We start from the raw sequence: 12,130 nt of genomic DNA on the forward strand, positions 1-12,130 counted from the left end.
CCGCCCCACGCAACGCGAAGGAGATCCGCGCATGGAGATCAATGTGCTCGGCCCGTTCCGGGCCACCCTGTCCGGGGTGCCCGTCCACCTCACCGCCGTGAAGCCGCGCAAGGTCTTCGCGCTGCTCGCCCTCCAGGCGGGCCAGGTCGTCTCGGTGGCCTCACTGGTGGAGGAGGTGTGGGGCGAGAGCCCGCCCCGCAGCGTCCAGACCACCCTGCAGACGTACATCCTGCAGATACGCAACGCCATCGCCGCCGCACTCGGCGACGGCGCCACCGGGGAGGGCGCCCTCCTCCCCAACGGCGCCAAGAGCGTCCTCGTCACCGAGCCCGGCGGCTACGGGCTCGACATCCACGGGGGACTCCTGGACGCCCACGAGTTCGACGCCCTGGCCTCGGCCGGCCACCGCGCCCTGGACCGGGGCGAATGGCCGGACGCCTCCTCGTACTTCGGCCGGGCGCTGTCGCTGTGGCACGGCCGCGCGCTCGCCGACGTCCAGTGCGGACCGCTGCTCGAAGTGGAGGCCACCCGGCTGGACGAGTCACGGATGAGCGTTCTTCAGCGCCGGATCGAGGCAGACCTGAGGCTGGGCCGCCACCATGAACTCGTCGGCGAACTCTCCGGGCTCGCCGCCCGGCATCCGCTGCACGAGGCGATGCACGAGCAGCTGATGCTCGCGCTGTACCGGGTGGGGCGCCGCAGCGACGCCCTGTCCGTCTACCGGCAGCTGCGCCGCTGCCTGAACCAGAGCCTGGGACTCGACCCCTCACCCAGCGTCGAGCAACTGCACCGCGCGGTGCTCGATTCCTCACCGCGGCTCGACCTGGACACAGCAGCACTCGAAACACACGCAGCACCCGCGGTATCCGCGACGACGCACGCCGCGGGCCCGCAACTGGCGAGGGCCAACTGACCCCTCAAGCAAGCGAGAGGAAGCATCGTGAGCGATATGACCCTGTCCGAACTCGGCGACCTGCTGCTGGAATGCGTCGGTGCCCCGGAGGAGGGCATGGCACTCGAGGGTGAGCAGGCCCTCGACACCCCGTTCCTGGAGTTCGGCTACGACTCCCTCGCCCTGCTCCAGGTCACCAGCGTGATCAACCGCAAGTACGGCATCGTCCTCGACGACGACGCCGTCGCGGAGGCCGAGACCCCGCGGATGCTCCTGCGGATGATCGGCGTCGCGCCGCGCGCCGGGGCGGTCCGGTGACCGCTGGGGCAGCGGCACGCCGCGTGGTGGTCACCGGCGGGACCAAGGGCATCGGCCGGGCGACGGCACTCGCCTTCGCCCGGACCGGCGCCCGGCTCGTCGTCTCGTACGGGCACGACGACGCGGCGGCGAGGGAACTGGCCGCCGAACTGGACGCGCTGGGCGCCGACGCCGGGACCGTCCGGGCCGACCTGACCACCCGCGAGGGCGCCGGGACGCTGGCCCGGACGGTCGTGGACCGGTTCGGCGAGGGCGGCCTCGACGTCCTCGTCAACAACCTCGGCGTCGACGGGCACATGCCCTTCGCGCAGCTCACCGACGCCGAATGGCACCGTGTCACCGACCACAACACCACGTCCGCCTACCTGGTCACCCAGGCGCTGCTCCCGGCGCTCGCCGACGGCGCGTCGGTGGTCGGCGTCGGCGCCTCGGTGGCGCTCCGCGGCCGCCCCTTCGGCGTCCACTACAGCGCCTCCAAGGCCGCCCTGACCGGGTTCACCCGCGCCCTCGCCAAGGAACTCGGGCCGCGCGGCATCCGGGTCAACCTGGTCGCCCCCGGCGTGACCCGGGCCGGGCCCGGGGACGGACCGCCGCCCCCCGTGGCGGAGAAACTCGCGGCGCTCACCGCGCTGGGCCGGCTGGGCCGGCCCGAGGACGTGACGGGCGCCGTGCTGTTCCTCGCCGGGGACTCGGCCGCGTACGTCACCGGCACGACCATCGAAGTCGACGGAGGAATCTGATGCCCTACGCAGCCATCATGTACCGGGTCAAGCCCGGCCACGAGGACGAGATCGCCGAGGTCTTCACCAACTTCCGGCGCGTCGACACCCCCGACTTCACGGCACAGGACGGTTCGGCGGCGGGCCGGCTGCTGGGCACCGCCGTGTTCGTCCTGGAGGACGTCGTCGTGCGGGTCATCCACTACGAGGGGGACTTCGCCGCGCTCGGCCGCCACATGGCCTCCCAGCAGGGGGTGCACACGGCCGAGGCCGCCCTGCAGCCGCTCCTCCTCGAACCACGCGACACCAGCTCGCCGACCGCGTTCGCGGAGTACTTCCGCAAGGCCACCATGCGCACGGTCGCCCAGTTCACCGTCGACACCCACCCCGCCGGGGCCGCGGCGTCATGACCGAGGTGCTGGGAGTCGCGGCCCTGATCGGCAGCGGCCTCACCGCCGGAGTGCTCTTCGCCGTCGCGCTGAGCGTGCTGCCCGCGCTCTTCGCGATGGAGACCGGCACCTACGTGTACGCACACCGGCTGCTGGGCCGGAACTGGGACCCCACGATGCCCGTCATCGTGCTGTCCAGCACCCTGGCCGACGGCGTACTGGCGGTGGCCGTCACCGGCACCGCACGGCCCCTCTTCGCGGCCGGCGCGGTCCTGCTGCTCGGCGTGTCCGGGGTGTCCCACCTGTGCAACGTGCCGATCAACCGCCGCGTCAAGGCGATCACCGACCCGGCGGTCATCCCGCCGGGCTGGCAGGACCCGCGCCCCCTGTGGCGCCGGTACCACTACCTGCGCACCGCGCTGGCCGTCCTGGCCCTGACGGTCAACGCGGCCGCCCTGACCGCGATGTGACGGCGCACCGTGCCGAGGCCGCACCCCCGGGTCCTCCGGGAGTGCGGCCTCGGCGTGTGCCTCCGGCCGGTGGGGCGTGGCGCGGGAGAGGGGCGGTGGTGGGCCGCACCGGGGCGTGCGGGACGCGGGGAGGGCGGAGGCCGTGCCTCACGGCCGGGTGGAGGCGGGCCCGCGGTGCGCCCGCGTCCCGCGCTTCCCGCTCCCCACGTCCCGCCCCGCTCCCCACGTCCCGCCCCACGCGCCCCGTGCTCCATGCGTCCCGCGCCCCGCGCGTCCGGCCCGGGGCGCCCCCTGCACCGGCACCGGCCCAGGGGATGCCCCGGGCCGGTGCCGGTCGGGGGTCAGGCCGACGCAGGGACGTCCCGGGCCGAGATCTGGGCGACGGTGGTGAGCAGACTGCGCCGGAAGGTGGCCACGAAGCCCTCGACCGTGTCCGTCTCGCGCGGACGGGTCAGGTACGGCTTCAGCCTGCGCTCCACCTCCTGGACGCCCGGCTGCGCCGCCATGTGCCGGGCGACGGCCTCCAGGTCGCCGGTGTACTCGATGACCCGGACCAGGGTGTCGTCCCGCAGGAACACCGCGGTGGCCACGATCGTGCCGGCCTGCTCGCCCGAGGCGTCCTCGACCCTGCTGCTCGGCACCCGCCTGAAGTTGCCGAAGATCTCCGTGAGCTCCTTCTCGTAGCCCGGCTCGATGTCGTACGTGATGGCCGCGAACGGCATGGCTGTCGCCCCTTCTCTCCGGGTTCCGGTGCGTCGTTGCCCGCACGCCGGGGACCGGCGGGCGGCCGGCCCCCCTCCAGCACAGCCGCGCCGCCTCGGGCCGGACTCGAACTCCCCTCGTTGGAGGGGGTCTCGAGCGGCTCTCCAGACGGCGGTGCGACGTTCCCTGGCGACCACCGACCCGTTGGGAGGGACACCGTGCACCGCACCCTGATCGTGGCCAAGCTGCGGCCGGACAAGACGGACGACATCGCGAAGATCTTCGAGGACTCCGACTCGACCGACCTGCCGCACATGATCGGCGTCAGCCGCCGCACGCTCTTCAAGTTCCACGGCCTGTACTTCCACCTCGTCGAGGCGGAGCAGGACATCGGTCCCCACCTCTACCGGGCCCGCAGCCACCCGCTCTACGACGACGTCAACACCCGGCTCGCCGAGTGCGTGGAGCCCTACGACCCGGACTGGAAAGAGCCCAAGGACGCGATGGCCGACCCCTTCTACATCTGGACCAAGGACGGAGGGCGGATCCAGTGACCACCGCCATCACCCGCACCGTGAAGGTGGCCGCCGACGAGGTCGAGGCCAACACCAAGCGCGGCGGCGACATCCGCGTCACCCTCAGCCCCAGGACGGTCGGCTGCGGCTCCGGCTTCGGCGGCGTCATGACGCTCGAGCCGGGCGACTTCGTCACCGAGCACTTCCACCCGTACTCCGAGGAGTTCCTGCACGTCATCGACGGCCGGCTGGAGATGACGATGGACGGGCGGGAGGTCGTCACGCTCGGCCCCGGCGACTCCCTGCTGGTGCCGATCGGCGTCCGCCACCGCCTCGTCAGCATCGGTGACGCCACCGCCCGCTGCGCCTTCCACCTCTCCCCGCTCGCGCCCCGCCCCGAGCTGGGCCACGTCGACACCGAGCAGGCGCAGCGCCCCGAGCAGGCCAATCCGGACGTGGGCGGTGCCCGGTGACCCGACGCGCCGTCATCACCGGCATCGGCGCGGTCGTGCCGGGCGGGGTCGGCCGTGAGGCTTTCTGGCGGACGCTGTCCGAGGGGCGCACGGCGACCCGCCGGATCACCCTGTTCGACCCGGCGGCGTTCCGCTCGCAGGTCGCCGCCGAGGTCGACTTCGACCCGGCGGCCGCCGGACTCACCCCGCGTCAGATCCGGCGGATGGACCGGGCCGCGCAGTTCGCCGTGGTCTCCGCGCGCGAGGCGGTGGCCGACAGCGGCCTCGCGCCGGCCGCCGTCGACCCGGAGCGCGTCGCGGTCAGCCTCGGCAGCGCCGTCGGCTGCACCATGGGCCTGGAGGAGGAGTACGTCACCCTCTCCGACAGCGGCCGCAAGTGGCTCGTGGACCACGAATACGGCGTACCGCACCTGTACGGCTACATGGTGCCGTCCACGCTGGCCGTCGAGGTCGCCTGGGAGACCGGCGCGGAAGGGCCGGTGGCCCTCGTCTCCACGGGCTGCACCTCGGGCCTGGACTCGGTCGGGCACGCGGTGCAGCTCATCGAGGAGGGCTCGGCCGACGTGGTGATCGCCGGTGCCACCGACGCGCCCATCTCGCCCATCACCTCCGCCTGCTTCGACGCCATCAAGGCGACCACCCCGAACAACGCGGACCCGGAGCACGCCTCCCGCCCCTTCGACGGGGAACGCGACGGCTTCGTGCTCGGCGAGGGCTCCGCCGTCATGGTCGTCGAGGAACGCGAGGCGGCCCTCGCCAGGGGAGCCCGGATCTACGCCGAGATCGCGGGATTCGCCGGCCGCAGCAACGCGTACCACATGACCGGACTCAAGCCGGACGGGCGGGAGATGGCCGAGGCCATCACCGTCGCCCTGGACCAGGCGAGGCTGGACCCGACCGCGCTCGACTACATCAACGCGCACGGCTCCGGCACCAAGCAGAACGACCGTCACGAGACCGCCGCGTTCAAGCGCAGCCTCGGACAGCACGCCTACGACGTGCCGGTCAGCTCCATCAAGTCGATGGTCGGGCACTCGCTGGGCGCGATCGGCTCCATCGAGGTGGCCGCCTGCGCCCTGGCGCTGGACCGCCAGGTCGTGCCGCCCACGGCGAACCTGAGGACCCGGGATCCGCTCTGCGACCTGGACTACGTGCCCGTCACCGCACGCGAGCACGCCATGGACGCCGTGCTCTCCGTCGGCAGCGGGTTCGGCGGCTTCCAGAGCGCGATGGTGCTCGCCCGGCCCGGCAGTGCCGCCGCCGCCGCGGGCAGAGGGGAGTGAGCATGACCGCGCAGGCCGCACCCGTCGTCACGGGACTCGGCATCTTCGCGCCCACCGGCATCGGTGTCGGGGCGCACTGGGCGTCGGTGCTGGCCGGCAAGTCCGGCATCGGCCGCATCGGCCGCTTCGACCCGTCCCCGTACCCCGTCCAGTACGCGGGCCAGGTGCCCGGCTTCGACACCGCCGGGCACGTACCGGGCCGGCTGATCGCGCAGACCGACCACTGGACGCACCTTGCGCTGGGCGCCGGCGAGGCAGCCCTGGCCGACTCCGGCGCCGACCTCACGGCCGTCCCCGAGTACGAGATGGCCGTGGTGACCTCCTCGTCCTCCGGCGGCACGGAGTTCGGGCAGAAGGAGATGACCGCGCTCTACCAGCACGACCCCGGCTGGGTCGGCGCCTACCAGTCCATCGCCTGGTTCTACGCCGCCACCACCGGCCAGCTGTCCATCCGCCACCGCATGCGCGGCCCGTGCGGAGTGCTCGCCTGCGAGCAGGCCGGCGGGCTCGACGCCATCGGCCAGGCCAGACGGCTGGTCCGGCGCGGCTCCCGGCTCGTCCTCACCGGCGGCACCGACGCCTCGCTGTGCCCGTACGGCCTGACCGCGCAGCTCTCCACCGGCCGGCTGTCCACCGTCCCGGACCCGGAGCGGGCCTACCTGCCCTTCGACGCACAGGCCTCGGGCCACCTGCCCGGCGAGGGCGGGGCGATCCTCGTCCTGGAGAGCGCCGAGGCCGCCGCCGGGCGCGGCGCGGACACCGGCTACGGCCGGGTCCTCGGCTACGCCGCCGGATTCGACCCGGCACCCGGCTCCGGCCGGCCGCGCGCCCTGCGCCGCACGGCCCGACAGGCCCTCGCCGACGCCGGGCTGGCACCCTCCGACATCGACGTCGTCTTCGCCGACGCCTCCGGCGTACCGGCCGACGACCGCGACGAGGCCGAGGCCCTCACCGCCGTCTTCGGCCCGCACGGCGTCCCGGTCACCGCGCCGAAGACGCTCACCGGCCGGCTGTACGGCGGCGGTGCCCCGCTGGACGTGGCCACCGCGCTGCTCGCCCTGCGCGAGGGCGTGATCCCGCACACCGCCCACGTGAGCGGACCGGCCCCCGGCCTGACCGTCGACCTGGTCACCGGCGCCCCGCGGGAACTGCCGCTGCGGCACGCCCTGGTACTGGCCCGCGGCCACGGCGGCTTCACCTCCGCCCTGGTACTGGGCCGCTGAACCCGCCGACACCGCTGTACCGACCTCCCCCGCCCCTACCGTCACCGAGGAGTTGTGATGGCCGGCCACACCGACAACCACATCGTCATCGACGCGCCCATGGACGTCGTCTGGAAGATGACCAACGACGTCCCCAACTGGCCCCACCTGTTCAGCGAGTACGCCTCGGCCGAGGTCCTGGAGCGCGACGGGGACACCGTCGTCTTCCGGCTCACCATGCACCCCGACGACGAGGGCAACGTCTGGAGCTGGGTCTCGAGGCGGACCGGCGACCCCGTCACCCGCACCGTGCGCGCCGAGCGCGTGGAGACCGGGCCCTTCGAGTACATGAACATCCGCTGGGAGTATTCCGAGGAGCCCGGCGGCGGGGTCCGCATGCGGTGGATCCAGGACTTCCACATGAAGCCCCAGGCCCCCGCGACCGACGACGCGATGACCGAGCACCTCAACATCAACACCAAGGTGCAGATGGCGCTCATCAAGGAGCGGGTCGAGACCGCGGCCCGCGTCCCCACCCGCTGAGGAGCGCCCCGTGCTGAACGTCCTCGCCCCCGCGCTGCTGCTGCTCAACGGCCTCGCCGCCGGCGTCCTCCTCGGCACCCAGCTCGGCGGCTTCCCCTACCTCGCCTCGCTGCCCACCGACCGCTACGTGCACGCCCACGCGTTCTTCGGGCAGCGCTACGACCCGGCCATGCCGGTCTGCCTGGTCGGCACGGTCGTCCTGGACGCCGTCCTGGCCGCGGGCACCGCGGACACCGCGGCGCGCGCCCTGTTCGCCGTGGCCGGGGTGCTCGCCGCGGCCACGGCCCTCATCTCGGTCACCAGGAACGCGCCGGTCAACCGGTGGATGCGGACCATCGACCCGGAGCACCTCCCCGAGGACTTCCGAGACCCGCGCCGCGAGTGGGGCACCTGGAACCACCGGCGCAGCCTGCTCACCATCACCGCGCTCGTCGCCAACTGCGCCGCGCTCGGTTTCCTGCTCTGACCCGCGACACGTATCGAGAACGTCGCATACGCCGATTACGGAGGAACACCCATGGATCTCGGCCTCAAGGGCAAGAAGGCCCTGGTCACCGGCGGCACCCGAGGTGTCGGCCGGGGCGTGGTGCTGGCGCTCGCCCGCGCCGGTGTCGACGTCGTCACCTGCTACCAGAAGGAGAGCGAGTACGTCACCTCCCTGGAGCGCGAGCTGAAGGAGACCGGCGGCGACCACCACGTGCTGCGCGCCGACCTGTCCCGGCCGGAGGAGATCGCCGCCCTGCTGACCCGGGTCCGCGAACTGCACGGCGGCCGCCTCGACCTGCTGGTCAACAACGCCGGCGCGATCAGCCACGTCCCGTACGCCGAACTGCCGCTCGAGGAGTGGCTGCGCATCCTCAACACCAACGTCACCGGCGCCCACCTCGTCATCCAGCACGCCCTGCCGCTGCTCGGCGAGGGCTCCTCGGTGGTCTCCATCGGCTCCCGCGCCGTCGACGCGGGCATACCGCTGCGCGCCCACTACACCACCACCAAGGCCGCCCTGGTCGGCCTCAACCGCTCGCTCGCCAAGGAGTTCGGCCCGCGCGGCATCCGCTTCAACGTCGTCGCGCTCGGTGTCATCGAGACCGAGAACTTCCACGCCATGCCCGAGGAGCAGCGCACGGTCATGGCCGAGCGCTACGGCGCCAAGACCGCCCTCGGCCGGCTCGGCACCCCCGACGAGGTGGCCGGCGCGATCATGTGGCTCGCCAGCGACCTGTCCCGGTACGTCACCGGCAACACCATCGGCGTCGACGGGGGGATCTCCTGATGGCCTTCCGCGTGATGCTCCGCATGGAGATCGAGCCCGGCAAGGAGTCCGCCTTCGAGGAGGCGTGGCTGGCGGGAACCGGCGCGGTCACCGGCCACCCGGCCAACCTGGGCCAGACGCTGTCCCGGGAGGACGGCCCCGGCAGCACGTACGTCATCGTCAGCGACTGGGTGGACGAGCCGCGGTTCCGCGAGTTCGAGGAAAGCCCGGCCCACCTCGAGCACCGGGCCACGCTCCACCCGTTCCGCAAGGGCGGCACCTTCCACGTCATGGAGGTCCTGCACCGCGTCGAGGGAAGGGCGGCCGCCGATGCCCGGTGAGGGCGGCGCCGTGGGCGGGGCTCCGGGCGGCGGGGTGCGGGTCGTGGTCTACCAGGCCGCGTACGACGAGGAGGAGCTCGCCGCGGTCCGCGCCGCCTATCACCGGGTGAGCGAGCGCCTCGCAGAGGTGCCCGGCATGCTCGGCAACGAGCTGCTGCGCAGCCCCCAGGACCCGACCGCGCTCGCCGTCCTGAGCCGCTGGGAGTCGGTGGAGGCCTTCCGGGCCTGGGAGGCCGGCGCCGACCACCGCCAGGACACGGCACCGCTGCGGCCCTTCCGCGACACCCGCACCACCGCCCCCTTCGCCGTCTACGAGGTCGACGCCACCTACTGAGCACGGGCGCCCCGACGGGGGCGCCCGTCGCGCGTACCACCCTTCGTCCCGCACCTGCGACAAGCACGCCCGAAGAAGCACGTCCGAGATCACAGAGAAGAGAACTCACCATGGCGAACCGCCAGTTGGCGTTCATCGGCCTCGGCAGCATGGGTGGCGGCATGGCCCGGCGCCTGCTGGACACCGGGCACACCCTGACCGTCTTCAACCGCACCGCGCGCAAGGCCGCCCCCCTCGTCGAGGCGGGCGCCCACCTCGCCGACGCCCCGGAGCGCGCGGCGGCCGGCCACGACGTCGTCCTGCTCAGCCTGAGCGACGAGAAGGCCGTCGAGGAGATCCTGTTCGGCCGGGTGGTGCCGGTGCTGGCGCCGGGCGCCGTCGTCGTGGACACCTCCACCGTCTCCCCGGGCTACGCCCGCGAGGCCGCCGCCCGGCTGGCGGAGAAGGGCCTGCGCCGGGTCGAGGCCTGCGTCGTCGGCAACCCGCTCCAGGCCCGCAAGGGCGAACTGCGCGTGTTCGTCTCCGGGGCGGCCGAGGACCTGTACGAGACCCGTCCGGTCCTGGAGGCCATCGGCAACGAGGTCGTCCACGTCGGCGTGCCCGGCACCGCCGCGAGCATGAAGCTCATCCTCAACCTGCTGCTCGGCGCCCAGGTCGCCGCCCTCGCCGAGGCCGTCGACTACGGCACCGCGGCCGGACTGGACCGCGACCAGCTGATCGGCGTGGTCGCGGCGAGCGGCTTCAGCTCCATGGTGATGCGGTTCCGCGCCGACCTGATGCTCAAGCGCACCTACGAACCGGCCTTCTTCCGCTCCGAACTGATGGAGAAGGACATCCGGATCGCGATGGAGGCGGCCGCCGAGCTGGGAACCGCCATGCCCGTACTGGGCACGGTACGGGAGCGGTTCGCGCAGGTCCTGGCCGCCGGTGACGGGGACAAGGACGCGTCCGTCCTGGTCGAACACCAAGCGAAGCAAGGAGGGTGACACTGTGCTGAGCACCACCCGGAGCACGCTGAGGAACACCGATGTCCTGGTGGTCGGCGGGGGACTCGCAGGGCTGTCGACCGCCGTCTTCCTGGCCCAGCAGGGCGTGGACTGCCTGCTCGTCGAGCGGCAGCCCGAGCTCTCCGGCCACCCGCGCGCCCGCGGGGTCCATCCGCGGGCCATGGAACTGATGCGGGCCGCCGGCGTCGAGGACGAGATCCGCGCCATGCCCTCCGCCCGCCTGCTCGCGCACCACTCCGGTGTGATCGCCGCCCGTTCCCTGGCCGGCCCCGAACTGGGCTCGCTGGACGACAAGTACGTCATGGACGTCGGCGCCGACGTGGCCTCGCTGTCCCCGACGCCCTGGTGCCTGTGCCACCAGGGCGAGCTGGAGGACGTGCTGCGGGACCGCGCCGAACGCCTGGGCGTGGCCCTGCGGTTCCACACGGAGCTGCTCTCCTTCGCGCAGGACGGCCCCGAGGGCGAGGAGATAACGGCCCGCGTCAGGGACCACGCCACCGGTGCCGAACGCACGCTCAAGTCCCGTTACCTGGTAGCCGCCGACGGTGCCCACAGCGGCGTCCGGGAGTCGCTCGGCATCCCCTTCGGCGGTGAGGTCTTCGGCCACTACATCAACGTGCACTTCCGCGCCGACCTCACCGAACAGCTCTCCGGCCGCCGGTTCCTGATGTGCTACACCTTCAACGAGCAGGTGCGCGGCGCCCTGATGCCGCTCGACAACGGCACCGACTGGCTGCTGCACATCTCCTACGACGCCGCCGGCACGGACGCCGGCTCGTTCACCGAGGAGCGGTGCGCGGAACTGGTGCGGGCCGCCGCCGGCGTCCCGGACCTCGAACCGCGCATCCTGTCCCTCTCCCGTTGGGAGGGTGCCGCCCGCACCGCCGACCGGTTCCACGACGAGCGGGTGTTCCTGGTCGGCGACGCGGCCCATGTGATGCCGCCCAGCGGCGGTTTCGGCTCCAGCACCGGCATCCAGGACGCGCACAACCTGGCCTGGAAGCTCGCCGCCGTACTCGACGGCTGGGCCGGGTCCGCGCTGCTGACCAGCTACGACGAGGAGCGCCGGCCGATCAGCGAGGCCACCGTGGAGCAGGCCGCGCTCCGCTCCCGCGACCGGCTGCGGCTGCTCGACGCGCCGGGCGAGCGCCGCCCCGCCGATCCGGGCATCGTCGAGGACGCCCTGGTGTGGCTGTCCTGGCGGTACCGCTCGTCGGCCGTCACCGACTGGGACGAGAGCGTGCTGCCCGGGCACGGCGTCTGGTCCGCCGAGAACGACGGCCGGCCCGGCAGCCGGGCCCCGCACCTGCGGCTGCGCAGGGGCGGCGCCGAACTGTCCGCGCTGGACCTGTTCGGCTCCCGGCCGGTGCTGCTCACCGGTCCCGACGACCGGGCCTGGCGGGAGGCGGTGCGTGCGGTCTCGCACGACCTGGACGTGCCGCTCGCGCTGTACGGCATCGGGACGGAGGTGACCGACATCGAGGACCGCTGGCCCGAGCGGTACGGGGTGACGGCACAGGGTGCGGTCCTGGTCCGTCCCGACGGCGTGGTGGCCTGGCGCTGCGCGGACGCGCCGGTCTTCGCCGACAGGACCCTGCGCACGGTACTGACCCGGCTGCTCGGCCGGGACGCCGAAGGGGAAGCGGCGGGGACGACACGACGAGAGGGGAGTGGGGAGCGGTGACGCACA

General features: G+C 73.1%; 17 protein-coding genes. 16 read left to right on the top strand and 1 reads right to left on the bottom strand.

The window, feature by feature from the left end; genetic code table 11:
- Positions 1–31 precede the first annotated feature (31 nt).
- Genes ORI94_RS05300 through ORI94_RS05320 form a run of 5 tightly spaced genes read left to right on the top strand, consistent with a single transcriptional unit; the run spans position 32 to position 2,788 of the window.
- Positions 32–913: an AfsR/SARP family transcriptional regulator gene (locus ORI94_RS05300; RefSeq protein ID WP_266072914.1), complete on the top strand. Its 882-nt coding sequence runs from the start codon at positions 32–34 to the stop codon at positions 911–913.
- A gap of 27 nt (positions 914–940) precedes the next feature.
- Complete coding sequence (locus tag ORI94_RS05305; protein ID WP_266072915.1) at positions 941–1,210, top strand: acyl carrier protein; 270 nt, start codon at positions 941–943, stop codon at positions 1,208–1,210.
- Positions 1,207–1,950, top strand: a complete 744-nt coding sequence (locus ORI94_RS05310) for an SDR family NAD(P)-dependent oxidoreductase (RefSeq protein WP_266072917.1) — start codon at positions 1,207–1,209, stop codon at positions 1,948–1,950. The genes ORI94_RS05305 and ORI94_RS05310 overlap by 4 nt, the downstream gene beginning before the upstream one ends.
- Complete coding sequence (locus ORI94_RS05315; protein ID WP_266072919.1) at positions 1,950–2,339, top strand: SchA/CurD-like domain-containing protein; 390 nt, start codon at positions 1,950–1,952, stop codon at positions 2,337–2,339. The genes ORI94_RS05310 and ORI94_RS05315 overlap by 1 nt, the downstream gene beginning before the upstream one ends.
- On the top strand, positions 2,336–2,788 hold the full coding sequence (locus ORI94_RS05320; protein ID WP_266072921.1) for a DUF1772 domain-containing protein: 453 nt from the start codon (positions 2,336–2,338) through the stop codon (positions 2,786–2,788). The genes ORI94_RS05315 and ORI94_RS05320 overlap by 4 nt, the downstream gene beginning before the upstream one ends.
- 341 nt (positions 2,789–3,129) lie before the next feature.
- Here ORI94_RS05320 and ORI94_RS05325 read toward each other — a convergent pair whose 3' ends face one another.
- Complete coding sequence (locus ORI94_RS05325) at positions 3,130–3,510, bottom strand: SchA/CurD-like domain-containing protein (RefSeq protein WP_266072923.1); 381 nt, start codon at positions 3,508–3,510, stop codon at positions 3,130–3,132.
- A gap of 198 nt (positions 3,511–3,708) precedes the next feature.
- On the opposite strand from ORI94_RS05325, the gene ORI94_RS05330 reads away from it, so the two are divergent.
- The 11 genes from ORI94_RS05330 to ORI94_RS05380 all read left to right on the top strand — a co-directional run bounded on the left by ORI94_RS05330 (position 3,709) and on the right by ORI94_RS05380 (position 12,124).
- Positions 3,709–4,044 (top strand): TcmI family type II polyketide cyclase, encoded by a 336-nt coding sequence (locus tag ORI94_RS05330; RefSeq protein WP_266072925.1) that lies wholly within the window; start codon positions 3,709–3,711, stop codon positions 4,042–4,044.
- Entirely contained in the window at positions 4,041–4,478 is a 438-nt protein-coding gene (locus ORI94_RS05335; RefSeq protein ID WP_266072926.1) for a cupin domain-containing protein, read from the top strand. Before ORI94_RS05330 ends, ORI94_RS05335 begins: the two co-directional genes overlap by 4 nt.
- Positions 4,475–5,761: a beta-ketoacyl-[acyl-carrier-protein] synthase family protein gene (locus tag ORI94_RS05340; RefSeq protein ID WP_266072928.1), complete on the top strand. Its 1,287-nt coding sequence runs from the start codon at positions 4,475–4,477 to the stop codon at positions 5,759–5,761. The genes ORI94_RS05335 and ORI94_RS05340 overlap by 4 nt, the downstream gene beginning before the upstream one ends.
- Positions 5,762–5,763: 2 nt before the next feature.
- Positions 5,764–6,984, top strand: a complete 1,221-nt coding sequence (locus ORI94_RS05345) for a ketosynthase chain-length factor (protein WP_266072930.1) — start codon at positions 5,764–5,766, stop codon at positions 6,982–6,984.
- A 57-nt stretch (positions 6,985–7,041) separates the two neighbouring features.
- Positions 7,042–7,506, top strand: a complete 465-nt coding sequence (locus tag ORI94_RS05350; RefSeq protein ID WP_266072932.1) for an SRPBCC family protein — start codon at positions 7,042–7,044, stop codon at positions 7,504–7,506.
- A 10-nt stretch (positions 7,507–7,516) separates the two neighbouring features.
- Entirely contained in the window at positions 7,517–7,972 is a 456-nt protein-coding gene (locus ORI94_RS05355; protein ID WP_266072934.1) for a DUF1772 domain-containing protein, read from the top strand.
- Between the two features lie 51 nt (positions 7,973–8,023).
- Positions 8,024–8,779: an SDR family NAD(P)-dependent oxidoreductase gene (locus ORI94_RS05360; protein WP_266072935.1), complete on the top strand. Its 756-nt coding sequence runs from the start codon at positions 8,024–8,026 to the stop codon at positions 8,777–8,779.
- Entirely contained in the window at positions 8,779–9,099 is a 321-nt protein-coding gene (locus ORI94_RS05365; protein ID WP_266072936.1) for an antibiotic biosynthesis monooxygenase family protein, read from the top strand. Before ORI94_RS05360 ends, ORI94_RS05365 begins: the two co-directional genes overlap by 1 nt.
- Positions 9,089–9,433 carry an antibiotic biosynthesis monooxygenase family protein gene (locus ORI94_RS05370; protein WP_266072937.1) on the top strand — a complete coding sequence of 115 codons (345 nt, stop codon included), beginning with the start codon at positions 9,089–9,091 and terminating at the stop codon, positions 9,431–9,433. The genes ORI94_RS05365 and ORI94_RS05370 overlap by 11 nt, the downstream gene beginning before the upstream one ends.
- Positions 9,434–9,543: 110 nt before the next feature.
- Positions 9,544–10,419 carry an NAD(P)-dependent oxidoreductase gene (locus ORI94_RS05375; RefSeq protein ID WP_266072939.1) on the top strand — a complete coding sequence of 292 codons (876 nt, stop codon included), beginning with the start codon at positions 9,544–9,546 and terminating at the stop codon, positions 10,417–10,419.
- Entirely contained in the window at positions 10,361–12,124 is a 1,764-nt protein-coding gene (locus ORI94_RS05380) for an FAD-dependent oxidoreductase (RefSeq protein ID WP_323056025.1), read from the top strand. Before ORI94_RS05375 ends, ORI94_RS05380 begins: the two co-directional genes overlap by 59 nt.
- Positions 12,125–12,130: the final 6 nt, after the last annotated feature.

This window comes from Streptomyces sp. NEAU-W12 (assembly GCF_026242095.1).
Lineage (GTDB): Bacteria > Actinomycetota > Actinomycetes > Streptomycetales > Streptomycetaceae > Streptomyces.

Excerpts from the sequence above, each read along its gene's own strand:
- ORI94_RS05300 (WP_266072914.1), top strand. The coding sequence starts at position 32 with ATGGAGATCAATGTGCTCGGCCCGTTCCGGGCCACCCTGTCCGGGGTG.
- ORI94_RS05315 (WP_266072919.1), top strand. The coding sequence starts at position 1,950 with ATGCCCTACGCAGCCATCATGTACCGGGTCAAGCCCGGCCACGAGGAC.
- ORI94_RS05320 (WP_266072921.1), top strand. The coding sequence starts at position 2,336 with ATGACCGAGGTGCTGGGAGTCGCGGCCCTGATCGGCAGCGGCCTCACC.
- ORI94_RS05325 (WP_266072923.1), bottom strand. The coding sequence starts at position 3,510 with ATGCCGTTCGCGGCCATCACGTACGACATCGAGCCGGGCTACGAGAAG.
- ORI94_RS05345 (WP_266072930.1), top strand. The coding sequence starts at position 5,764 with ATGACCGCGCAGGCCGCACCCGTCGTCACGGGACTCGGCATCTTCGCG.
- ORI94_RS05350 (WP_266072932.1), top strand. The coding sequence starts at position 7,042 with ATGGCCGGCCACACCGACAACCACATCGTCATCGACGCGCCCATGGAC.
- ORI94_RS05360 (WP_266072935.1), top strand. The coding sequence starts at position 8,024 with ATGGATCTCGGCCTCAAGGGCAAGAAGGCCCTGGTCACCGGCGGCACC.
- ORI94_RS05365 (WP_266072936.1), top strand. The coding sequence starts at position 8,779 with ATGGCCTTCCGCGTGATGCTCCGCATGGAGATCGAGCCCGGCAAGGAG.
- ORI94_RS05370 (WP_266072937.1), top strand. The coding sequence starts at position 9,089 with ATGCCCGGTGAGGGCGGCGCCGTGGGCGGGGCTCCGGGCGGCGGGGTG.
- ORI94_RS05375 (WP_266072939.1), top strand. The coding sequence starts at position 9,544 with ATGGCGAACCGCCAGTTGGCGTTCATCGGCCTCGGCAGCATGGGTGGC.